The organism is Promicromonospora sp. NPDC060271 (assembly GCF_042726755.1).
GTDB lineage: Bacteria > Actinomycetota > Actinomycetes > Actinomycetales > Cellulomonadaceae > Promicromonospora.
This window is the reverse complement of sequence record NZ_JBHXBG010000096.1, coordinates 1-21,879: the sequence shown is the minus strand read 5'-3', so window position 1 is coordinate 21,879 and position 21,879 is coordinate 1. Positions and strand designations below refer to the sequence as shown.

Annotated in this window: 24 protein-coding genes and 2 tRNA genes; 5 read left to right on the top strand and 21 right to left on the bottom strand. The window is 72.0% G+C overall.

Features of this window, described 5'->3' with window-relative positions; genetic code table 11:
* Nucleotides 1-34: 34 nt before the first annotated feature.
* Nucleotides 35-1,288, bottom strand: a complete 1,254-nt coding sequence (locus ACFWE2_RS15760; protein ID WP_377225159.1) for an MFS transporter — start codon at nt 1,286-1,288, stop codon at nt 35-37.
* Nucleotides 1,289-1,374: 86 nt separating this feature from the next.
* Between ACFWE2_RS15760 and ACFWE2_RS15755 the strand changes: the two genes are divergently transcribed.
* Nucleotides 1,375-2,253 carry a winged helix-turn-helix transcriptional regulator gene (locus tag ACFWE2_RS15755; protein ID WP_377225158.1) on the top strand — a complete coding sequence of 293 codons (879 nt, stop codon included), beginning with the start codon at nt 1,375-1,377 and terminating at the stop codon, nt 2,251-2,253.
* A 29-nt stretch (nt 2,254-2,282) separates the two neighbouring features.
* On the opposite strand, the gene ACFWE2_RS15750 is transcribed toward ACFWE2_RS15755, so the two are convergent.
* Nucleotides 2,283-2,897 (bottom strand): TetR family transcriptional regulator, encoded by a 615-nt coding sequence (locus ACFWE2_RS15750; RefSeq protein ID WP_377225157.1) that lies wholly within the window; start codon nt 2,895-2,897, stop codon nt 2,283-2,285.
* Nucleotides 2,898-2,987: 90 nt separating this feature from the next.
* Here ACFWE2_RS15750 and ACFWE2_RS15745 point away from each other — a divergent pair, with 90 nt between their 5' ends.
* Both ACFWE2_RS15745 and ACFWE2_RS15740 read left to right on the top strand, forming a co-directional pair.
* On the top strand, nt 2,988-4,160 hold the full coding sequence (locus ACFWE2_RS15745; protein WP_377225156.1) for an FAD-dependent oxidoreductase: 1,173 nt from the start codon (nt 2,988-2,990) through the stop codon (nt 4,158-4,160).
* Entirely contained in the window at nt 4,157-4,786 is a 630-nt protein-coding gene (locus ACFWE2_RS15740; RefSeq protein ID WP_377225155.1) for a DUF3159 domain-containing protein, read from the top strand. Before ACFWE2_RS15745 ends, ACFWE2_RS15740 begins: the two co-directional genes overlap by 4 nt.
* A gap of 64 nt (nt 4,787-4,850) precedes the next feature.
* Here ACFWE2_RS15740 and aztD read toward each other — a convergent pair whose 3' ends face one another.
* The 4 genes from aztD to ACFWE2_RS15720 form a co-directional block, all read right to left on the bottom strand.
* Nucleotides 4,851-6,113 carry a zinc metallochaperone AztD gene (aztD, locus tag ACFWE2_RS15735; RefSeq protein WP_377225154.1) on the bottom strand — a complete coding sequence of 421 codons (1,263 nt, stop codon included), beginning with the start codon at nt 6,111-6,113 and terminating at the stop codon, nt 4,851-4,853.
* 138 nt (nt 6,114-6,251) lie between these two features.
* On the bottom strand, nt 6,252-6,878 hold the full coding sequence (locus ACFWE2_RS15730; protein WP_377225153.1) for a DUF6518 family protein: 627 nt from the start codon (nt 6,876-6,878) through the stop codon (nt 6,252-6,254).
* 9 nt (nt 6,879-6,887) lie between these two features.
* A complete protein-coding gene (locus tag ACFWE2_RS15725; protein ID WP_377225152.1) occupies nt 6,888-7,499 on the bottom strand; it encodes an RBBP9/YdeN family alpha/beta hydrolase in 612 nt (203 codons plus the stop codon).
* A gap of 8 nt (nt 7,500-7,507) precedes the next feature.
* Nucleotides 7,508-8,242: a hypothetical protein gene (locus ACFWE2_RS15720; RefSeq protein ID WP_377225151.1), complete on the bottom strand. Its 735-nt coding sequence runs from the start codon at nt 8,240-8,242 to the stop codon at nt 7,508-7,510.
* Nucleotides 8,243-8,345: 103 nt separating this feature from the next.
* Between ACFWE2_RS15720 and ACFWE2_RS15715 the strand changes: the two genes are divergently transcribed.
* Nucleotides 8,346-9,200: a LysR family transcriptional regulator gene (locus ACFWE2_RS15715; protein WP_377225150.1), complete on the top strand. Its 855-nt coding sequence runs from the start codon at nt 8,346-8,348 to the stop codon at nt 9,198-9,200.
* 12 nt (nt 9,201-9,212) lie between these two features.
* On the opposite strand, the gene ACFWE2_RS15710 is transcribed toward ACFWE2_RS15715, so the two are convergent.
* Nucleotides 9,213-9,836, bottom strand: a complete 624-nt coding sequence (locus ACFWE2_RS15710) for a GyrI-like domain-containing protein (protein ID WP_377225149.1) — start codon at nt 9,834-9,836, stop codon at nt 9,213-9,215.
* Nucleotides 9,837-10,007: 171 nt separating this feature from the next.
* Between ACFWE2_RS15710 and cyoE the strand changes: the two genes are divergently transcribed.
* Complete coding sequence (cyoE, locus tag ACFWE2_RS15705; RefSeq protein ID WP_377225148.1) at nt 10,008-10,958, top strand: heme o synthase; 951 nt, start codon at nt 10,008-10,010, stop codon at nt 10,956-10,958.
* 9 nt (nt 10,959-10,967) lie between these two features.
* Here cyoE and ACFWE2_RS15700 read toward each other — a convergent pair whose 3' ends face one another.
* The 14 genes from ACFWE2_RS15700 to obgE form a co-directional block, all read right to left on the bottom strand.
* Entirely contained in the window at nt 10,968-11,801 is an 834-nt protein-coding gene (locus tag ACFWE2_RS15700; protein WP_377225147.1) for an HAD family hydrolase, read from the bottom strand.
* A 253-nt stretch (nt 11,802-12,054) separates the two neighbouring features.
* Nucleotides 12,055-12,127 (bottom strand) — tRNA-Ala (locus tag ACFWE2_RS15695).
* Nucleotides 12,128-12,238: 111 nt separating this feature from the next.
* Nucleotides 12,239-12,865 carry a superoxide dismutase gene (locus ACFWE2_RS15690; protein WP_377225146.1) on the bottom strand — a complete coding sequence of 209 codons (627 nt, stop codon included), beginning with the start codon at nt 12,863-12,865 and terminating at the stop codon, nt 12,239-12,241.
* A gap of 170 nt (nt 12,866-13,035) precedes the next feature.
* Entirely contained in the window at nt 13,036-13,461 is a 426-nt protein-coding gene (locus tag ACFWE2_RS15685) for a nitroreductase/quinone reductase family protein (RefSeq protein ID WP_377225145.1), read from the bottom strand.
* Complete coding sequence (locus tag ACFWE2_RS15680) at nt 13,458-13,964, bottom strand: VOC family protein (protein ID WP_377225144.1); 507 nt, start codon at nt 13,962-13,964, stop codon at nt 13,458-13,460. Before ACFWE2_RS15680 ends, ACFWE2_RS15685 begins: the two co-directional genes overlap by 4 nt.
* 178 nt (nt 13,965-14,142) lie before the next feature.
* Nucleotides 14,143-14,215, bottom strand: a tRNA-Ala gene (locus ACFWE2_RS15675).
* Nucleotides 14,216-14,352: 137 nt separating this feature from the next.
* A complete protein-coding gene (locus ACFWE2_RS15670) occupies nt 14,353-15,018 on the bottom strand; it encodes a histidine phosphatase family protein (RefSeq protein ID WP_116676443.1) in 666 nt (221 codons plus the stop codon).
* Nucleotides 15,015-15,452, bottom strand: a complete 438-nt coding sequence (gene rsfS, locus ACFWE2_RS15665; RefSeq protein WP_377225143.1) for a ribosome silencing factor — start codon at nt 15,450-15,452, stop codon at nt 15,015-15,017. The genes ACFWE2_RS15670 and rsfS overlap by 4 nt, the downstream gene beginning before the upstream one ends.
* A complete protein-coding gene (locus ACFWE2_RS15660) occupies nt 15,449-16,654 on the bottom strand; it encodes a hypothetical protein (protein WP_377225142.1) in 1,206 nt (401 codons plus the stop codon). The genes rsfS and ACFWE2_RS15660 overlap by 4 nt, the downstream gene beginning before the upstream one ends.
* Nucleotides 16,647-17,261 (bottom strand): nicotinate-nucleotide adenylyltransferase, encoded by a 615-nt coding sequence (gene nadD / locus ACFWE2_RS15655; RefSeq protein ID WP_377225141.1) that lies wholly within the window; start codon nt 17,259-17,261, stop codon nt 16,647-16,649. The genes ACFWE2_RS15660 and nadD overlap by 8 nt, the downstream gene beginning before the upstream one ends.
* Nucleotides 17,262-17,305: 44 nt before the next feature.
* Nucleotides 17,306-17,458 (bottom strand): hypothetical protein, encoded by a 153-nt coding sequence (locus ACFWE2_RS15650; protein ID WP_165827280.1) that lies wholly within the window; start codon nt 17,456-17,458, stop codon nt 17,306-17,308.
* 125 nt (nt 17,459-17,583) lie between these two features.
* Nucleotides 17,584-18,933, bottom strand: a complete 1,350-nt coding sequence (locus ACFWE2_RS15645) for a glutamate-5-semialdehyde dehydrogenase (protein WP_377225140.1) — start codon at nt 18,931-18,933, stop codon at nt 17,584-17,586.
* A gap of 114 nt (nt 18,934-19,047) precedes the next feature.
* Nucleotides 19,048-20,211, bottom strand: a complete 1,164-nt coding sequence (gene proB, locus ACFWE2_RS15640; protein ID WP_377225139.1) for a glutamate 5-kinase — start codon at nt 20,209-20,211, stop codon at nt 19,048-19,050.
* Nucleotides 20,212-20,279: 68 nt separating this feature from the next.
* The gene (obgE, locus tag ACFWE2_RS15635; protein ID WP_377225138.1) at nt 20,280-21,800 is read right to left on the bottom strand and encodes a GTPase ObgE; all 1,521 of its coding nucleotides are present in this window, start codon (nt 21,798-21,800) and stop codon (nt 20,280-20,282) included.
* Nucleotides 21,801-21,879: the final 79 nt, after the last annotated feature.

Sequence of the window (21,879 nt, the reverse complement as noted above, 5' to 3'; positions counted from 1 at the left end):
GACCACCAGTGGTCGGGCCCGTCGAGGCCGTTCGTCACGTCTCAGGAAAGTCGCGCAGCCCGCGCACCCGGCTCGCCAGGAGGACGAGGGGCGCGCCGAGCATGGCCACCGCGAGCGCCACGATGCCGGCCCGGAGCCCGAACGCGTCGGCGAAGAGGCCCGCGAGCAGACCGCCCACGGGGATGCCGCCCCAGGAGACGAACCGGACGGTCGCCATGACGCGGGACAGCAGCTCGGGCGGCGTCGACACGAACCGGTAGGTGCGCGTGGCGGTGCTGAACCAGACCACACCGGTGGAGAAGATCGCGCTGCCGGCGGCGAACGCGACCATCCCGGGAGTTCCGGTGCCCAGCGGGATCACCGCCGCCCCGGCGACGCTCGTGAACGAGGCGGCGACCACCAGCCGCGCGGAGCCGATCCGGCGGCTCAGCCAGGGCACGGCGCCGGCGCCGAGGATCGAGCCGACCGCCGCGGCGGCGAGCAGCAGCCCGACCAGACCGGTGGGCGTGTGCAGCTCACGCACCAGGTAGAGGGTGAACAGGGCGAGCTGCCCGCCGCTCACGAAGTTGATCAGGGTGGCGGCCCAGGTGCACGGACCGACGATCGGGTGGCGGCTCACGTACCGCCACCCCTCGGCGATCAGGGTGCGCATCGGGGTGCCCGACGCCGCCTGGGTCGCCCTGGCCTGTTCCGGCAGGGTCCGTAGCAGGATCGCGGAGACGACGTAGCTGACCATGTCGACCAGCAGTGCGGCCACGGCACCCACCGCCTGGACGAGGAGCCCGCCGAGGGACGGCCCCGCGAGCTCGCCGACGCCGTGCGTGGCGCTCATCAGGCTGTTGCGGTCCTGGATGCGGTTCTTCGGCACGACGGAGACGAAGTACGTCGTGTTCGCGGTGTCGAACAGGACGTTCGCGAAGGAGACCACGAGGGCCACCGCGACGAGGTGGCCGAAGGTGAGCGCGTCGAGCCACCAGGCGACCGGCACCGACCCGATCGCTGCCGCCCGGACGAGGTCGGCGGCGACCTGGATGCCCCGCACACGTGACCGCGCCACCAGCGCGCCGGCCGGCAGGCCGAGCACCAGCCACGCGGCGTAGGACGCGGCGGCCAGCAGGCCCATCTGGCTCGGGCCCGCGTCCAGGACCAGGACCGCGACCAGCGGGAGCGCGACCGCGGTGACGCCCGTGCCGAGGGTGCTCGTCGCGTTCGCCGTCCAGTAGGTCCAGAAGGCCCGCGTGGCCGGGGGCCCACCGGTGGTGGCCGGGGCCGGTTCGATCCGTGTCATGGGCTCCACACTCCTAGTCAGTTCCAATTTGGAACGTACACTAGCGGGTGCGCAGCCACGACCACGAGTGCACGAGGATGGAGCTCATGCGGTACGCAGACCTCTCCGACACCGATTGCGGCATCGCCCAGACCATGGGCGTGGTCGGCGACTGGTGGGCCTGGCTCGTCCTGCGCGAGATCGCGGGCGGGCTCACCCGGTTCGACCGCATCCAGGGTTCGCTCGGCATCAGCAGGCGGGCACTCACCGAGCGGCTCGGCACGCTCGTCGACCATCAGATCCTGGTCAGGCGCGCCTACTCGGAGCACCCGCCGCGCCACGACTACGTCCTGACCGAGAAGGGTGAGGGCCTGCTCTCGGTCCTGGTCGCCATGCAGGAGTTCGGCGACCGGTACCTGCTCGGGGACGGCAGCGTCTCCGCGTCACCGGCCGGCGACTCCGCCGAGACCCGGCGCGTCCACGAGCTGACGGGCCGGCCGATGCCGGAGCTGAGCCTCGCCACGCACGACGGCACCACCGTCGCCGTCGGCGGGGAGACGCCAGGCAGGTGGCGGGTGCTGTTCCTGTTCCCGGGCGCGTTCGCACCCGGCGACGCCCCGCCGGCCTGGGGCCAGGTCCCGGGGACGGCGGGCTGCACCCTCGAGGCCACCACCTACGCGGCACGGCACGCCGACTTCGCGGCGCTCGGCGCGGACGTGATCGGGATCAGCACGCAGCGCACCGACGAGCTCGCCGCGTTCGCGGACTTCTCCCGCCTCCCCTACCGCCTCGCGTCGGACGGCGACGCCCTGCTGGCCGCCCACCTCCGGCTGCCGCTGTTCCGGACCGCGGGTCAGGAGCGGTACAAGCGCCAGACCCTCCTGGTCTCACCGTCCGGCTCGGTCGCGCACGTGCAGATGCCGATCACCGACCCCGCGGGTTCGGTGACCGACATGCTGGAGACGATCAGGCACCTGGGCGGCTGAGCACGGCGCGCGGGCTCACCTCGCCCGGGTCAGGTGGCCGCCGGCGCCGCGGTCGGGCCGGTGAGGCAGTGCTGGACGAGCGGGCCGAACCACGCGGCCAGCTCGTCCACGGAGGCTGAGGCCAGCGGCTCCAGGCGAACGACGTACCGGGCCATCGCGAGGCCGAGCACCTGGACGCCGACCATGCCGGCGCGCAGCGGGGCATCTGGCGTCCCCAGCGTCGCCGTGATCCTGCCGGTGAACTCCCGGTCGACGTACTGACGCAGCAGCACCTGGGACTCGTCGTGGGTGGACGCGGACCGGGTGAGGGCCACGAACGGTGCGTCGTCGGACTTCTCCAGGCTCTCCAGGAGCGTGCGCACGATGCGCACGCCGAGGTCTTCGACGCCGCCCAGGAAGAGCGCGTCGATGGCCGGACCGACCTGGGGCGGCAGGTCGATGGCCGCGTCGAACAGGCCCCGCTTGTTGCCGAAGAAGTAGAACACCATCGCCGAGTCGACGCCGGCCGCACCCGCGACCGCACGCACCGTCGTGCCGCTGTAGCCGTGGTCGCGGAACTGCGCGCGGGCCGCGTCCAGGATCCGTTGCCGGCTCTCCTCGCCGGACCGCCATCGTCCCGAGCGCTTGGGCTGGTGCTCCGTCATGTCCGGAGGCTAGCAGAGATTCTTCATCCAATGATGAAGAATCTCTGCTACCGTTCTCCACCAAGCGATGAAGAATCCGGAGGACGAGGGATGCGAGTGATCGTGGTGGGCGCGGGACCCGGCGGCCTGACGCTGGCGAACGGACTGCGGCAGGCGGGTATCGAGGTCGTGGTCTATGAACGCAACCAGCAGCACGGCCGGTCGCAGGGAGTCAGCCTGCACCTGGAGGACCAGGCGACGACGGCCCTGCGGGCCTGCTTGGCCCCTGAACAGCTCGACATGATGAGCGCGGCGGTGGGAGCGCGCAGGGACCGCGTGCTGTCACTGACCGAGCAGGACGGCGCCCTGGTGGTCAGCGGCTCGCAGTCGTTCGAGAACGCGCCACACCTGTCGGCGAACCGTCGGCCCGTCGACCGGCAGCTGCTGCGCGCGGTGCTGCTGAGCGGAGTGTCGGACGTCGTGCGGTTCGGAACCGCCCTGACCGGGTTCGAGCAGCGGAGCGACAGCACCGTGCGGGCGCGGTTCGCCGACGGAAGCACGGACACCGCCGACCTGCTGGTCGGTGCGGACGGGATCGGTTCGGTCGTGCGACGGCAGTACCTGCCGCACGTGCGCGTGCTCGACACGGGGCGGTGCACGCTGCTCGGCGCGACCCCCCTCAGCTCCCTGGCCGGGACCGGGCTGCCCGAGCTGATCGGCGACAACCCGGCCAAGGTACAGGTCACAGGGACGACGATGATCGTCGCCGCCGTACGCTTCACCGCGCCGCCGCCCGCGCTGCGGGAACGTTGGCAGGCCGCGCTCCGCCACGGCGGGGTGAGCGAGGTCGAGGACTACCTGATGTGGGCGCTGCCCACCTCAGCGCAGCACCGCGGTACGGACGACTCGTCGGAGGCAGTGCGCCGGCACGCCCGCGAGCTGACCGCCGCGACCCATCCCGCGCTGCGACAGGTGGTCGAGCAGGCCCGGCCGGCGACGCTCGCGAGGCTCAGCATCGGCAGCCTCACCGCGACGTCGCCCTGGACCGCCAGCAACGTGACACTGCTCGGCGACGCGGCCCACGCGGCACCAGGTTTCGGCGCGAACTCGGCGATGTGGGACGCCCAGCGGCTCAACGAGCTCCTCATCGAGGTCGCGGGCGGAAAGCAGGGCCTGCTCGCCGCGATCGGCACCTACGAGGAGGCGATGCGCGGGGCCGACGCACGACCGGCGTCCTTCCCTGGCGCCCGGCCGCAGGGCCGACCCACGGGCACGAGCGCATGAGGTCCGGCCCCCGCACGCAGAAGGCCCTGTCCCTGTTCAACGCCTGGGGCGGGTGGCGGACCGTGGCCGAAGCCGTCGCGTCCCAGGCCCTCTTCCTGATCGTCTTCCTGCTGACCGACCGCCTCATGGTCGCCGCCCTGGCGGCGGTCACCACCGTGGCTGTTCTCACCGTGGCCCGGTTCCGAGCCGACCGGAAATACCGGTCGGCGCTGGTCAGCCTTGGAGCGGTCGGGCTCTCCGCCGTGCTCGCCGGGCGCACAGGCACCGCCGTCGGCTTCTTTCTCCTGGACGTGATCTGGCAGGTCGCCCTGGCCGCGCTCGTCCTGGTGTCCATGCTGGTGCGGTGGCCGCTCGTCGGCGTAGCGGTCGGGCTGGCACGAGGCCGGAGGTTCGGCTGGCGGCACGATCCGGCTCAGCGACGCCTCTACCAGCTCTGCACCGGAGTCCTTCTCGCCAAGCTCTGTATCGCCGCGGCGGTCCTCATCCCCCTCTACGTCGCAGAACAGGTGACCGCGCTCGGCATCGCCAGCATCCTCAGCGGCGCACCAGCGCTCGCCGTCTGCGGCTACGTGTGCTGGCGAGTGCTCGGCACACCGGCCGGTCTCGACGAGCTGCCGACCGGCTGACCCTCCCGGGCCGAGCACCACGCCGGGGCGCACCCTCCTGGGGAGGGCACGCCCCGGCGCCTGGTCAGTGCGTGTGCGCCTCCGTGCCCAGTACGCCGCTCAGCTCGTTCGGCGTGACGCCGAGCTCCGCCGACTTCCACACCTCGCCGGACTCGATGTCGATCGCGTGGATCGAGTCGGTCGCCGGGTCGGTGACGTACACGGAGCCGTCCAGGGCGAGGATCGCAGGCCGCGGCTCCTGCCACTCGATCGGCTCCTCCCACTCGTCGATCACGGGGATCGACTTCGTCAGCTTCGCCGACTCGGGGTCGATCACGTGGACCTGGCCGTCGGTGCCGAGCACGAGGGCCTCGCCGTCGTCGCCCCGCGCGAGCGAGCGGAAGGTGTACGACGACGGCAGCTCGACCAGCTCGTGCTCCCCGTTGCGCGTGTCGATGATCGACACCCGCGTGGGCCGCTCCAGCTCGGCGTCCTTGTCCGTCTTGTAGTCGCCCAGCACGTACGGCGACTCCTCGGTACCCGCCTGGTTCCCGATACGGCCGTAGCTGTCCGGGGAGTCGACCTTGGTGATCTTGCCGTCCTTGTAGACCACGGCGCCGTCCTCGCAGCCGATCACCACCGCCTCGTCGGCCGCCACGGACTCGCCGTGCACGCCCGGGCACTCGTCGGAGGCCGCGATCTCCTTGCCGTCTCCGTCGAGCACCCGGATGCCGGTGCGCGCCTCCTCCGTGCCCTCGGAGACCACGAGCGTGTCGTCGGCCAGCTCGACCGCCACGCCGTGATGGGGCGCCGGCGTCGTGTACTCGCGGGCCGCGGCGTCGGCGTCGGCGATGTGCTCCGAGTCGATCACGCGGACCTCGCCCGTGCCGTCGTCGAACAGCGCGGTGCGACCCTCGTGGACCACTACGTGACCGGGCTCGACGGCGTCGTACGCCACGTCGGTGAGCCTGGGCTCCGAGGTCCAGTAGTGGGAGTGGTCGCCGTGCGCCTCGGCCCAGGTACCCAGATCGAGCGCCTGGAACTTGCCAGCCGTCGAGACGAGCAGGTGGCGCTCGTCACCGGCGGGGTTGAGGCGGTTGAAGCCCTCCAGCGCGAGGTCGCCGACCGGTTCGAGGCTCATCGCGTCGAGCACCAGCACACCGCCGTCATACGTGACGGCGACGCGTGGCGTGCGCGACTGCATCTCGGTGGCGTCGGGCGCCTCGTGCTCGTCGGCGCCGGCCGACGGGGACTCCGAGGCTCCCCCGTCGGCCGCGCAGGCACTCAGCAGGAACAGGGACAGCGCGGCCCCCAGGCCGGCGGCTGTGCGAGTGGTGTTTCGTCTCATCGTGGTGGGGCGGTCCGATCGGGACCACCCGCTCCTTCCTTCTAGAATGACAATCATTCTCGGTACTGAGGAAGAGTGAACCAGAGATGAGAACGATTCTCAAACAGCGTCCCTGACGCGCAGCCCAGCCGTGACCGGCTAACCGAGGCTTGCGTAGGCGACGTAGAACGCCACCGCGACGACCGCTGTGCCGCCGACCGCGAGCACGACCGGCAGCGCACCCCGAATGCGTCGTACGAGCAGGCCGGCCACGAGCGCGAGCCCGGCCACGCCGATCAGCGTCCAGTAGACGGGGCTCGTCGTGTCCCCGACGACGGTGAGCCCGTAGATGCTCTCTCCCACGCCGATGCCCGCCAGCAGCGCCGCACCGAGGGCTGCGCGGACGCCGGTGGCCCGCAGCCACGACGCCGCGACACCCACGAACGGTCCGACCACCACTCCCACGACGGAGAAGAGCAGCGGGTCATAGACAAATCCGCGCACCTGCGACGCGACCCTGTACCCGAGGACGAGGAGCACGAAGCTCGCGGCCCCCAGCACCGCCGCGGGTCCGGTACGTGCCCGGGACCAGTACACGAGCGCCGCCGTGAGGACGGTCCAGCCGCTGGCCGAGTTCGCGAAGGAGACGAACGCGTCCGGCAGGAACCCCTGCGCGTAGGACGTCAGGCCGCCCAGCAGGAAGCTCAGGACCACGGCGACCCCCAGGCGCACGACCGGGCGGGAGAGCGTCGCGGGGCGGGGCGGGGCGTGGTCCACGGTGGTCATGGCACGAACCTAACGACCGGCGCCCCCACCGGTATCGGCCCGAGGACTGATCGTCGTCGTACCCAGGGTGGACATGAAGCCCCGCAGGATCTCCCGCCCCGCCTCCCACGGGCCGACGCCGCTCGCCTCGTTCACGTGCCCGGCCGCCCCGATCCCCACGACCTCCGCGCCCCACACGGCGGCCAGGTCCCGCGTCCAGCCGGCGGCCGCGTACGGGTCGTCCTCCGAGACGACGACGGTGACCGGGACCGGGAGCCGGCGCCGGACGACCTCGAAGCCGCCCGCCGTCGCCGCGGCGGGGAACGCCGGCCCCGAAGCGTCGGGAACGGCGACGAGCAGGGCGCCGGCCACCACGTCCGGTCCGCGCTCGGCGAGCCACGAGGCGACGGTCAGGCAGCCGAGGCTGTGCGCGACGAGGAACACCGGGCGGCCTCCGTCCGACAGGCCGCCGTCCGACACGGCACGGGTCAACGCGTCGGCCCAGTCCCGCGCGTCGGGCAGGTCCCACGAGGCAGGCCGGAACCGGACGGCCGGCAGGTCCAGCTCCCAGTGCGTCTGCCAGTGCGCCGGGCCGGATCCGCCGTACCCGGGCACGGTCACGTACCTCGCCGAAGGGCTCACGGGACGGCTCACCGGACGGCCGCCACGTCGGCACCCGCCGCACGCCGGACCGCCCGCGCGCGGGCAGCCGCGACGAACGCCTCGATGACGGCGTGCGGCTGCGCGTCCGCCAGCTCGGGCTGGAACGCCGTGCCCAGCCAGAACGCGTCCCCCGGCAGCTCGACCACCCGAGGCTCACCCTCCGGGCTCGCCCCCGAGACGACCAGCCCGGCCGCCACCAGCGGTTCGGCGTCGGCGGCGGTCAGCCCGAACGAGCAGTGGAAGCGCTCGAAGCTCCGCTCACCGAGGGCCGCTGCCGCCCGGCTGCCCGGCACCACGTCGACCTGTCCGCTGCGGCCCTTGAGGGAGCACGCCAGCTCGGTGATGAGCGCGGTCGACGCCGGCGCGTCCCCGGCGTCCGCACCACCCGCGGCCGGGCTCTCGGCGTGCCGCGCCCTGACGCCGACCACGTTGCGCGCGAACTCCAGGACCATGTGCTGGTACCCGCCGCACGTTCCCAGCAGCGGCGTCGCGCCTGTCCGGGCGGCGCGGATCGTCTCGACGACCCGGTCCTCGTCGGCGTACGGGGAACCGGGGACCACCCAGACGCCGTCGAACGCCGCCGCCTCGGCGGGCGCGAGCTCCGCGGTCGAGAGCCAGTGCAGGTCGACGTCGTCGTACCGGCCGGCGATCTCGGGGATGCGTTCGTGCGCCCGGACCGCCGTCGAGCGGTCCCCGACCAGAGCGATGCGTGTGGGGTTCATGCGTCCATGCTGGGCCGCCGCCGTGCATCAGGTCCAACGATGAATGCCGATGCCCGAATCGCGATCGCTGATACCCGAGCCGCCGCCGGGAGATACTGGCGCCGTGGACACCCGCGCCCTGCTCAGCCTGGCCACCGTCGCCGAGACGGGCTCGTTCTCGCGGGCCGCGAGCGCCCTCGGGTTCACCCAGTCCGCGGTCTCGCAGCACGTCGCGGGTCTCGAGCGGACGGCGGGCACGCCGCTCCTCACCCGGCGCCCGACGGTCGCCCCGACGCCTGCCGGGCGTGAGTTCCTCAGGCATGCCCGGCAGATCCTGGCGCACGAGCAGGCCGCGCGAGCCGCGGTGGCCCGGGTGACCGGGCGCGACGAGGACACGCCGGTCTCGGTGGCCGTCACGCCGGCGACGGAGCGGCTGCTCCCGGTCGCCGGCCGGCTCGCCTCCGTCGTCGTCGACGATGCCGCCGCGGCGGCCGCGGCCCTCATGTCGGGTGGCGCGGACGTGGCGGTCGTCGACGGCATCGCGGCGCCCGGCGACCCGTTGCCCGGCTCGGGTCCCGACCTGGTGGTGCGGGTGGTGCTGGAGGCGCCGATCGCCGTGCTGCTCCCCTCCGCTCACCCCCTCGCGCGGCGACCAGGGATCGAGCTGGCGGCCCTCACCGACGCACGGTGGCTCGGTACGTCCGGCACGACCTGCTCGACGGCGGCGCTCGCGTCCGCGGCCAGGATGGGCCTGCGTCGCGGCACCACGTACAGCGGGACCTCTGCGGACACGGTCGCGGCGCTCGTCGGCGCGGGCCACGGCCTGCACGCCGCACCGGGGAACCTCCTGCCGCCCGACGGCCTCACGATCGTGCCGCTCACGGCCCCGCGGCTGGTGCACCGCGTCGAGGTGCGGGTGCACGCAGGGTCGCGGGCCGCGGTGCTCGCGCTGGCCGACGCCGTGGGGGTGGCGCCATGACCTGTTGCTGGATCAGCGGGATGCCGCGACCGGCTGCCGGAGGATCGTCCGCTGCTTCGCCGGTGCGACCCTGCGCAGGTCGCTGAGGTAGATCTCGTGGTGCCTGCCGACCATGCGGAGGCCGCCCGCCGGGATGAACTCGTCGTGCATCCGCGCGAGCACGTCCGCCTCGTCGTCGAACGTGCCGACGTGCAGCGTCTGCACGCATCGCCCCTCGGACAGCGGCTCCAGGCGGAGGTCCGCGAGCCGGGCCGGAGGCCCCTTGGTCCCGGCCTGCGCGACGGCGGCGGTGAACATGTCCTCGTCGATCCAGTCGGGCTGCATGATCATCAGGGTCCAGTCCCAGCGCGCCTTGTCCCGCTCCGCGGTGAAGGAGCTCATGTCCTCGGCCCACCACAGACCCTCCAGCGGCATGACGACGAAGTCCCGCCCGAGGTGGCGCTTGGCCGCGAACTTGAGCGCGTACGCCACCGGGTAGAGCGCCTCGACGGCCTCGGTGAAGGCGGGCGAGGTGTTCGGGTCCCCGTGCCCGTCGATCATGAGGTACTGCAGGTCGGGGACGTCCAGCAGCCGGAACCGGCCTGCCTTCGCCTGGTACGCGTCGAGGCTCTTCTTGAGGTCGACCTTGTCCGTCATGCGACACCTGGGCTCGTCGGCGAGCCGCGCCCTTTCCGTCTCCGAGGGGCTTGCAGGGCACCAGTGAACCATTCGGCGGCGCCCGCTCACGTAGGCTGAGCCGGTGGATCCGAGAACACCCCTCAGCTCGAACGGCGGGTTCTCCCGCGTAGTGGTCCGGACACACGCCGGATGACCGCTATCAAGCAGCCCCCGACCCTGACCGGCGTCGACGGCACCGACGGAGCGCTCGCGGCCCGGGCTGACGGTACGACCGTTCGTGACACGCTCACGCGCTACTACTCCCTGACGAAGCCGGGCGTGCTCTACGGCAACGTGCTGACGGCCGCCGCGGGCTTCCTGCTCGCGAGCCGTGGGCAGGTGGACCTCTGGCTGTTCGCGGCTCTCGTCGTCGGCACGACGCTGGTGATCGCGTCGGCATGCGTGCTCAACAACGTGCTCGACCGCGACATCGACGGCGTCATGGACCGCACCAGGAAGCGGGCGACGGTCACCGGCAGCATCGGGGCGCGGCCCGCCGTCGTCTTCAGTGTGGTGCTCGGCGTCGCCGGCATGGCGATGCTCGTCGCCTGGACGAACTGGCTGGTGGTGGCCGTCGGGCTCGGCGGGTTCGTCGTCTACGTCGTGCTCTACGGGATGCTCTCGAAGCGCCTCTCGATCCACGGCACGCTGGTCGGTAGCGTCTCGGGTGCGGCGCCGATCCTGGCCGGGTACGTGGCGGTCGCCGGTGTGGTCGACGTCGGCGCGGTGCTCGTCTTCCTCGCCGTCTTCCTCTGGCAGATGCCCGAGTTCTACTCGATCGCGATCTACCGGCACGAGGAGTACGCCAGGGCAGGCGTCCCGGTCATCTCGGTGGTCCGGAGCATCCGCAACACGAAGATCCAGATCCTCGCGTACACCGTGGCGTTCGTGGTCTCGACCCTGCTCCTGCCCGTGTTCGGCTACGTAGGGATCGTCTACACCGTCGTGATGGGCGCGGTCGGCGCCTACTGGACGTGGCTCGGAGTCACGGGGCTCCGGGCGGACGACGACGACCGCTGGGCGCGGCAGATGTTCCGGTTCTCGCTCGTGGCCGTCCTGGCGCTCTGCCTGATGGTCTCGGTCGGTCCGGTGCTCCCCTGACCGCGCGGTCTATCGCGCCCCTCCGATCGAACGCAGCACGTCCACCACGCCGTGCTCGGTGATGCTCCCGCACACCTCGCCGGCCGCACACCGGACCTCGGCCGGCGCGTTCCCCATCGCGACCGCGCGAGCCGCCCACTCGAACATCGGCAGGTCGTTGTGCCCGTCACCGACCGCGATGGTGTGCTCGGGGGCAACTCGCAGGTGACGGCGAACGCGTTCCAGGGCGCTTGCCTTCGAGAGGCTCGGCGCCGTCAGGTCGAGCCAGTCGCCGGGCTCCGTGGTCGAGCCCAGAGTGACGGTCACGTCGAGCCAGCCCAGCTCTCGTCCCAGCCGGGCGACGTCGGCCGCGTGCACGACGGCGCGCGTGGTGGGCGCGGCCCACAGGTCGGGTGTGCGCCCGACGACGTGCTGCCGGCCGTTGAGCAGCCCGTCCGGGAACGGGGCGCTGACCTGGTAGCCCTTGCCGAGGACCTCGGTCGCGAGCAGTGCGTCCGGGATCGCGTCCCGGGCCCGCTGCAGCACGCGGCCCGCGTCGAACCGCACCGCGTCCTCGACGACCAGACGGTGCCCGCTGATCCACGCGGTCACGGCACCGTTGGAACAGATCACGCGGCCTCGGCGCAGCCCGAGCCGTTCGACGATCGGTGCCACCCCGATCAGGGACCGGCCCGTCGCGATCACCACGTGATGGCCTGACGCGACGGTCGCCTGGACCGCTGTCACCGTCGTGTCGGGGATGCTCCCGTCCATCGCGAGCGTGCCGTCGACGTCGAGCGCCACCAGGCGCGCTGTCGTGGCGGGCGGCGTCGTCGGTGACGCGGTCATTGCCTTCTCTGTCACGATCTTCTCCCGTGAGGGCGGGTCGCGGAACACCCGACGCCTGGGGTGCGCGGTCTGCGTCGGTATGACCAATCTCGCCCGTCAGAGGGGGACGTCGTAACCGCGTTCGCGGGCCATCCTGGGGACATTTCAAAATGTCCGGAACATGTCCGGCCAGGACGGTTTCCGTCCAGATCCGGTGAACTCATGGCGAGAGGCCATCCCGTCCTCCTCAGCTCAAGGATTCCGGAATGGCCTCTGACCAGATTTTCGGTGGAGCTGGGGAGACTCGAACTCCCGACCCCCTGCATGCCATGCAGGTGCGCTACCAGCTGCGCCACAGCCCCGAAAGGGCGTTCGCCCAGGTGGGCGAGCGTCGTCAGTCTAGACCGATTCGGCCGCTGGACCAAAGCGAGCCGTCCTGCCCGACGCTGCCCACCCGGGGAACCCCCTCGCGGTCACGCGGCGGTGATCAGACTTCCCGTCGTGGCGCGCGCCCGGTCGAGCCGCCCCGCGACGTCGGACCAGTTCGCCAGGTTCCAGAACGCCTTGACGTACTCGGCCTTGACGTTGAGGTAGTCCAGGTAGAAGGCGTGCTCCCACATGTCGAGCATCAGCAGGGGCGTGACGCCCAGCGGCACGTTCGCCTGCTGGTCGAAGAGCTGGAACACCAGCAGCCGCCCGCCGATGCTGTCCCAGCCGAGCACCGCCCAGCCGGAGCCCTGGATACCCGTCGCCACAGCCCCGAAGTGGGCCTTGAACGCCGCGAAGCTGCCGAACTGGTCGGTGATGGCCGCGCCGAGCTCGCCGTCCGGCTCGCCGCCACCCTCGGGCGAGAGGTTGTGCCAGAACACCGTGTGGTTGGTGTGCCCGCCCAGGTTGAACGCGAGGTTCTTCTCGTGCAGGTTCACCGCGGCGAGGTCGCCGCTCTCCCGGGCCGCGGCCAGCGCGTCGAGCGCGGCGTTGGCGCCCGCCACGTACGCGGCGTGGTGCTTGTCGTGGTGCAGCTCCATGATCCGCCCGCTGATGCGCGGCTCGAGCGCCGCGTAGTCGTAGGGCAGCTCAGGCAGGGTGTAGACAGGCATTTCCGGTCCTCTCATCGCAAGATGTCGATGCGTCCGACGCTAGAACCTCAACCTCGGTTGAGGTCAATGACGCCGGCGCCGACGCGGTGGTGACCGTCGACACACCTGCGGTCGCGACCTGCCTCGCTCATGACCACGTCGGGTCCGCGACCAGGTACGGACCCGGTGACTCAGCGCGGCGTGATGACCACGACCGGGATCTCTCGCGCCGTCCTCGTCCGGAACCGGTCGTACTCGGGGAAGATCTCGACCATCACACCCCACAGCCGCTCCCGCACGGCTCCGGAGGCCGTCTCGGCGCGCGCGTCGAAGATCTCGGCGCCGACCTGAACCCGCACCTCCCCGTCGTGCTGCAGGTTCAGGTACCAGTCCGGGTGATGCTCCTTGCCACCGTTCGAGCCGACGACGACGAGACGATCATCGTCTCGCCCGTAGATCAACGCGGTGCGCCGCAGCAGGCCCGTGCGCCTGCCGCGGGTCGTGAGCAACAGGGTGTCGGTACCCGACCAGCGGTGACCGCTCGATCCGCCGGACTCGACGTAGCGCCTCACGTGCGCGTTCACCCAGCCGATCGGGCTGTCGGTCACGTCGCTCATGGCCGCCGACCGATCTGGCGGATCTCGTGGTCGAGTGTCTCGGTGGAGAGGGCCATGTCAGCCACGAAGGCATCGTCGCTCATACGGTTCATGATCTCGTCCTCCGGGACGTCCTCGACATGGCTCTGTATCCACCAGATGTTCCCGAACGGATCCCGGATCCGGCTGCCGCGATCACCCCACGCGTTGGTCGAGAGCGGCGTCACGGTCGTCGCTCCGGCGTCGAGCGCGGCCCTGTGCACCACATCGCAGTCCTCGACGTAGAGCGTCAGGAAGCCGGGCGTGGCCGGCCAGTCCGGCTTCGCATCGAACGTCATGACGACGGAGTCGGCGATCTGGACCTCGGCGTGCCCGATGGTGCCGTCGTCGTTGAACACCTGCCCGCGGTCGGTCGCTCCGAACGCCTTCTCCATGAACGCGACGAACCTCGCCGCGCCCTTGACGATGACATAGGGCGTGACCGCGTGATAACCATCCGGGATCCTGCGCACCTGCTGCGTCATGGCTCCACCTCTCGCTCGTCCTGAAACGACCCTAGGTCGCATAGCGGTCAACCTGTGACCTCATCAGAACAAGATCCTGCTCGAACGAGCTGACGCCGCAGCGGAAATTGACGAACGCCCCCTGAAACGACAATGACGCGGGACATCGATCGACGATGTCCCGCGTCATTCATATCGGTGGAGCTGGGGGGACTCGAACCCCCGACCCCCTGCATGCCATGCAGGTGCGCTACCAGCTGCGCCACAGCCCCGAACTGGTCTCCCCCAGCCATCAGGCCGGGCGAGCGTGGTTAGTCTATGCAGACCGACGCCAGGGACCAAATCAAAACCCGCGTGCGTTCCATCACGCCGGGAACGACGCCGGGAAAGCCGCCGAGAACCGAAGCGGCTACTGCCGGGCTTCCGGCCCCGACTGCCAGGTGTCGAGCGGGTATCCGGCGCCCACGTTGTGCGCGACGAGGCGCCACGCCGGTGCCGCGCCCGGGGCGGAGGCGTGCAGGTGCGACCAGTGCACGTTGTGCAGGCCGTGCAGACCACGCCAGATGGCCGGGTCGAGGCCCAGCAGCCGGGTGATCGCCTGGGTGATCGCCGAACCGTGCGAGACCACCACCAGGGTCTCCCCCGCACTCAGCGCCTCGGCGTGCCGCAGCACCGCCTCCTCCATCCGGCGGGCGACCACGTCCTTCGACTCGACGCCCTCGACCGGGGGTTCCCCGCCGCTGCGCCAGACCGCGTGCTCGTCCGGCCAGCGCTCCGCGATCTCGGCGTCGGTCATGCCCTCCCAGATGCCGAACGAACGCTCACGCAGCCCGGCATCGGTCACGACCTCCAGGCCCACGTGCCGCGCGTAGGCGGCTGCCGTGTCCCTGGCACGCCCCAGGTCGCTGGCGACCACGAGGGAAGCCTTGTGCGATGCCGCAAGGGCCGTGGCGCCCTGCTCCGCCTGCCACCGCCCGACCTCGTCGAGCGGGATGTCGATCTGACCCTGCAGCCGCAGTCCCGCGTTGTACGCGGTGCGCGCATGGCGCAGCAGCACTACCGTCCCAGCGGTCACCGGCGCGAGTCCCCCGCAAGATAGATGGCACCGTCGTCGGGGTCGCTGTACTCGCCGGTGTCGCCGCCGCCCTGGGCGTCCTCCGGGAGGTCGATGGGCGGACAGTCCTTCCACAGCCGCTCGAGCGCGTAGTACGTACGGTCCTCGGCGTGCTGCACGTGCACGACGACGTCACCGAAGTCGATGAGCACCCAGCGCGCCTGGGCCTTGCCCTCCCGGCGGATCGGCTTGACGCCCTCCTTGAAGAGCTGTTCCTCGACGGCGTCGACGATCGCCGAGACCTGACGCTCGCTGGCACCGGACGCGATGAGGAACACGTCGGTGAGCACGAGCTGCTCGCTGACGTCGAGCGCGATGATCTCCTGCGCCTTGACACTGCTCGCGGCTCGCGCAGCGATGATCGCGAGCTCCGTGGCCCGCTCCGTAGCGGTCATGCCGCATCTCCTCCGTTGAGGCCGGGCAGGCCGCCCGGCAGACTGCCCAGCAGGGCGGCGGCATCCGTGACGGGACCGCTGTCGCCCTTGAGCACCAGGTGCCAGATCAGGAGGCCGAGCACGAACGCCACGACCACCAGGATGATGTAGTGCAGCCAGGTGTACTGCGGGCCCTCGTCCTCCTCCTCGTCCCATTCCTCCTCCACCTCACGGCGGGAGGTGCGGGACGGCGCGACGGGGCCGGCAGGGAACTGGCCACCGGGTGCGCCCGGGAACTGCTGTCCAGGACCGCCCACCGGGCCGGAGCCGGGGCCGCCGGGGCCACCCGCACCGGGACGCCCGGGGAACGGGGAACCGGGGGCGGGCGGTGCGCCGCCCGGCGGCAGTGACTGCGGGGCCGCCGGCGCACCGGACTCCCAGGGAAGCGCGGGCGCGGGTGCGGGCGCGCCGCCGGCCAGCGGACCGCTGGACGGGCCAGCGGCAGGCGGGGCAAGGCTCCCGGGACGCTGCTGGGCGAGGCCGGCGGGTGCGCCGGGTCGTGCCCCGAACGGTGACGGCGGGCCCGACGGCGACTGGGTGGGCCCGGAAGGAGGGGGTCCCCACTGCGACGTCTGGCCGGGGTCGCCGGGCCTACCGGCGGCAGGAGGCATGCCGGGACCGGGGCCCTGCGGGGCGTTCTGCCCGCCGAACCTCCCCGAGCGTCCCTGCTGCGGGGCGGGGGGCACCGGCGCGGCGGACGGGCGAGGGCCGAACGGGCTGGGCGGCCCACCCTGCGGGCCTTGTCCACCAGGTCCCTGTCCGCCCGGGCCTTGCTGGCCGGGCCCTCCGGGCCCCGGGGCCTGCTGGCCACGACCGGGAGCGAAACCACTGGGACCGGACGGCGCGGCGCCCGGCCGGCCCTGCCCGGGCGCACCGGGGGCGTACGGCGGCGGGTTGCCGCCAGGCTGCTGCACGGGCGTCAGGCGACCGGTCGCGTCCACACCGCGCGAGCCACCCGTCGCCTGCGGGGGCGGGGCGACCGGCGGGTTCTGCGGCGACCAGCCGCCACCCTCGGGCGCGGGCGCTCCACGGTGCGGAGGCTGCTGCCCGCCCTGGGGCGGATAGGCGCTGCCGCCGGTACCACCGGCGGCTGCGGCCGCAGCGGCAGCCTCACGCTCGCGAATCTCGCGGCGCGTCATGGGACGACCCTTGTTGTCACTCATCGTGAAGACCTCGATACAGTCCGTGCTTGGCGATGTACTGGACCACGCCGTCAGGCACCAGATACCAGACCGGCAACCCCTCCTCGGCCCGACGACGGCAGTCGGTCGAGGAGATGGCTAGCGCGGGCACCTCGAGCGTCGTCACGCCGTCCCGAGGAAGCCCGTCAACGGAGAGCTTGTGCCCTGGCCGTGTGACAGCGACGAAGTGTGCCATGTCCCACAGCTTCTCGGCATCCTTCCACCGGAGAATCTGCTGGATGGCGTCCGCACCGGAGATGAAGTAGAGGTCCGCTTCCGGCCGCTGCTGGCGCAGATCCCGGAGGGTGTCCACCGTGTAGGTGAGCCCCGCTCGGTCGATGTCGACGCGGCTCACCGTGAAGCGGGGGTTCGACGCCGTCGCGATCACCGTCATGAGATAACGGTGCTCGGCCTGGGTGACCCGCTGCTGCTGCTTGAATCCTGGTCGGCCCGTCGGGACAAAGACGACTTCGTCCAGCCCCAGGTGGGCGACCGCCTCGCTGGCGGCCACGAGGTGGCCGTGGTGGATGGGATCGAACGTACCGCCCATCACCCCGATGCGCGGCCTGCTCCCAGTAGGGGCACTCATACCGTGGGTGCGCTCATCTGGTCGTCAGGCTCCCGTCAGGCGGATCAGTGTCGGTTGCCGACGTTGCGGAACGCGTACGTGACGACCAGCGCGGCCACGAGGGAGCCGAAGGCGATCAGGCCGAGAACGATCGGTGCGATCGGCTCGTTGGCGTGCTCCGTTGCGGCCTCGGCGGCCAGGACAGCGTTGTGCAGCACGGGGGTTCCTCCCAGTCGGACGTGCTCAGGTGAGCTTTAGTCTCTCACGGACGAATTGCGGCCTGTACATCGTGGCACCGGGCCGCAAGGAGATCCTGGGGAAATCTCGGGACGCCGCCGGGCCGTCACGGCTTGACGTGCCCGTCCCCCGTCACCACCCACTTCGTGGTGGTGAGCTCGGTCAGTCCCATGGGACCACGAGCATGCAGCTTCTGCGTGGAGATGCCGATCTCGGCACCCAGGCCGAGCTCGCCGCCGTCGGTGAACCGGGTGGACGCGTTGACCATCACCGCCGCGGAGTCGACCTCCGCGACGAACCGGTCGGCCGCCGCGATGTCGCGCGTCACGATCGCCTCGGTGTGCCCGGAGGACCAGGTGCGGATGTGCTCGATCGCCTCGTCGAGCGACGGGACCACCCGGACGCCGAGCTCCAGCGCGAGGTACTCGGTCGCCCAGTCCTCGTCCGTCGCCGGAACCATGTCGGCACCGGCCGGGGCGAAGGCCATGGCCGCCGGGTCGCCGTGCAGCACGACACCGGCGTCGGACAGCGCCGTGAGCGCCGCCGGGAGGAAGTCCGCCGCGGCGTCCTGGTGCACGAGCAGCGTCTCCGCGGCGTTGCAGACGCCGACCCGCTGGGTCTTGGCGTTCATCACGATCGCGACGGCCATGGCGACGTCGGCGGTGGCGTCCACGTAGACGTGCACGTTGCCGACCCCGGTCTCGATCACGGGCACGAGGGACTCGCGGACCACCGTCTGGATGAGGTCGGCGCCGCCCCGCGGGATCAGCACGTCCACCAGGCCGCGGGCGCGCATGAGCGCCACGCCGCCGGCCCTGCCGTACGCGTCGATCGTCTGGACCAGGTCGGCCGGCAGGCCGTTGGCCGTCAGCGCGTCCCGCATCACCGTGACGATGACCTCGTTCGACGCCGCCGCGGCGCTCCCCCCACGCAGGATCACCGCGTTGCCGGACTTCAGCGCCAGGCCCGCCGCGTCGACCGTGACGTTTGGCCGGGCCTCGTAGATCATGCCGACCACACCCATGGGCACGCGGATCTGCCGCAGGCGCAGGCCGTTCGGCAGCGTCTGCCCGCGCACCACCTCGCCGACCGGGTCGGGCAGGGCCGAGACGTCGCGCAGCGCGCCGGCGATCTGCGCGATCCGCTCCGGGGTCAGCGCGAGACGGTCCAGGAGCCCGTCGGACATCCCGTTCGCGCGCCCGCGCTCCAGGTCCTCGGCGTTCGCGGCCACGATGCGGTCCGCCGCGTCGACCAGGGCACTCGCGATCGCACCGAGGGCGGCGTCCTTCGTCATGCGGTTCGCCGTGGCGAGAGTGCGCGACGCGACCTTCGCGCGCCGGGCGACGTCGCGCACCGCGGCGGTGACGTCCACCTCCGCGGCGCCCGACGGCGGCGTGGCTGCCCCGGGAGCGTCGCCTCCGGTACGTGTCGCCTCGTCCTGGCTCACTGTCGTCATGCGTCGAGAGTACGTCGGACGAGGGCCGGAGCCGAGGGCGAATCCGTGGTGTGGACGGTCGGCGCCGCCGTGCGATGGACCGGGCTCGGTGAGATCGGTCCCCGGCCGGGTCTGTCAGCCCGCCGGCCGGTCGAGCACGAGGTCGTCCCGGTGCACGACCACGCGGTCGTAACCCTCCCCCAGCTCCTCGCGGAGCGTGTACGTGGAGCGCCCGAGGAGCGCGGGGAGGTCGCTCGCGTCGAAGGCGACGAGCCCGCGCGCGACCACCGTGCCGTCGGGGCCGACGAGCTCGACGGGGTCACCCGCGTCGAACTGGCCCTCCGCCTTCGTGATCCCGGCGGGCAGGAGCGAGGCGCGGCCGCCGAGAACGGCACGCGCGGCGCCGTCGTCCAGGTGGAGGCGGCCCTCCGTGCGTGCCGCATGCGCTATCCACAGCCGGCGCGCCGACGTACGGCGTCCCGTGGCCGAGAAGAAGGTGCCGACGTCGTCCCCGGCGAGGGCGGCCGCCGCGTTGCTCGCGAGCGTCAGGACGGTGGGGACGCCCGCGCCGGTGGCGATGCGTACCGACTCCAGCTTGGTGACCATGCCGCCCGTGCCGACCGAGCTGCCGCGCGCGGTCACCTCGACGCCCGCGATCTCGGCGAGGTCGTCGACCTGCGGGATGCGCCGGGCGCCGGGGCGCGACGGCGGAGCGTCGTGCAGGCCGTCGACGTCGGTCAGCAGCAGCAGCGCGTCGGCCCGCACGAGGTGCGACACGAGCGCGGCCAGGCGGTCGTTGTCGCCGAACTTCAGCTCGTCGGTGGTGACCGCGTCGTTCTCGTTGATGACCGGCACGACGCCGAGCGCGAGCAGGCGCTCGAGGGCTCGCTGCGCGTTGCGGTAGCGGGCACGGCGGACGGTGTCCTCCGCGGTGAGCAGGATCTGGCCAATCTGGATCCCGAACGCCGCGAACTCCTCCTGGTACCGGCCGGCGAGCTGGCCCTGGCCCACCGACGCCGCCGCCTGCATGGTCGCGAGGTCGCGAGGCCGCGAACCGAGACCGAGCGGGCCGATACCCGCCGAGACCGCGCCCGAGGTGACCAGCACGACCTGGGCTCCGGCCGCCTGCCGCGCCGCGAGGACCTCGACGACCCCGCGCAGCGCCCCGACGTCGAGATGTCCGTCCGGGCCCGTCAGGGACGACGAGCCGATCTTCACGACCACGCGCCGGGCGCCGGCGATCACGGACCGGGCGCGCGGGGCGTCCTGAGGGCTGACCGAGGGTTCGCTGGAGCTCACGCCCCCATCCTCGCCGGAGTACCGCCCTTGACGCGCGGTCATTTCACGCAGCGGTCACCCGCCACCGGTCAGTCGGCGTCGGGGTCCGTCCAGTGGCCGGCCTCGCGTTCGGTCCACAGCTCGCGCCGGGCCTCGGTCTTGGCGTCCATGCGCTCGTTGAACTCCCTGCGCTTGTCGCCGCGCGTCGGCCGGGAGTTCTGCTCCAGGCGCAGGTCGGTGCCGCGGCCGCCGAGCAGCTCGGGCCCGGTCTGCAGCGTGGGCTCCCAGTCGAAGACGACGGCGTTCTTCGGGTCGCCGATGCGCACCTCGTCGCCGGCGACCGCGCCCGCCTTGAACAGCCCGTCCTCGACGCCGAGCTTCGCGAGCCGGTCCGCGAGGAAGCCGACGGCCTCGTCGTTGTTGAAGTCCGTCTGCTTCACCCAGCGCTCCGGCTTGGTCCCGCGCACCTCGAACCAGAAGCCGGTCTCGTCGCCACCGAGGCGGCGCACGGTGAACCGCGCCTCGTCGACGGCACGCGGGCGCAGCACGACCGGGGCCGGCGCGGGCGGAGGCGCCGCGGCGCGCGCCTTCTCGACGATCTCGGCCAGCGCGAACTTCAGCTCGCGCAGACCCTCGTGGCTGGCGGTCGAGATCTCGAAGACGCGCAGCCCGCGCTCCTCGAGGTCCGACTTCACGAACTCCGCGAGCTCGCGTGCCTCCGGCACGTCGATCTTGTTGAGCACCACCAGGCGGGGTCGCTCGCCGAGCGGCACCCGGCCGCCCTCGATGCCGATGTCCCCCGCATAGCTGGCCAGCTCTTCCTCGATCACGTCGAGGTCGCTGATCGGGTCACGGCCGGGCTCAAGGGTGGCGCAGTCGAGCACGTGCACGATCATCGCGGTGCGCTCGATGTGCCGCAGGAACTCCAGGCCGAGACCCTTGCCCTCGCTCGCGCCAGGGATCAGGCCCGGGACGTCCGCGACGGTGAACCTCGACTGGCCGGCCTGCACCACGCCCAGGTTCGGCACCAGGGTGGTGAAAGGGTAGTCGGCGATCTTGGGCCGGGCGGCGGAGATCGCGGCGATCAGGGACGACTTGCCGGCGCTCGGGAAGCCGACGAGCGCGACGTCGGCGATCGTCTTGACCTCGAGCTCGACCTCCGCGGTCTCGCCCTCCTCGCCGAGCAGCGCGAAACCGGGAGCCTTGCGCTTCGGTCCCGCGAGCGCCCGGTTGCCCAGACCGCCCTTACCGCCGGCCGCGACGACGTACTCCGCGCCGTCGCCCACGAGGTCCGCCAGGACGTTGCCGTCCAGGTCCTTCACGACCGTGCCGTCCGGCACCTTCAGGATCAGGTCGCCGCCCTTGGCGCCGTCCCTGTCGTCGCCCATCCCCTGGGTGCCCGACGTCGCCCGACGGTGCGGCGAGTGGTGGTACTCGAGCAGGGTCGTGGTGTTCGCGTCGACGACGAGCTTCACCGAGCCCCCGTCGCCGCCGTTGCCGCCGTCGGGCCCCGCCAGGGGCTTGAACTTCTCCCGGCGGATCGAGGCGCAGCCATTCCCGCCGTTACCGCCGGCGGCATGCAGAACCACCCGGTCCACGAAGCTGGCCATGTCTCGATCCTCTCAGGTACTGCTCGGGTGGAGCGGCCCGGGGCCGCTCATGAAAAGACGTGAGGGGGCGCACCGTCAC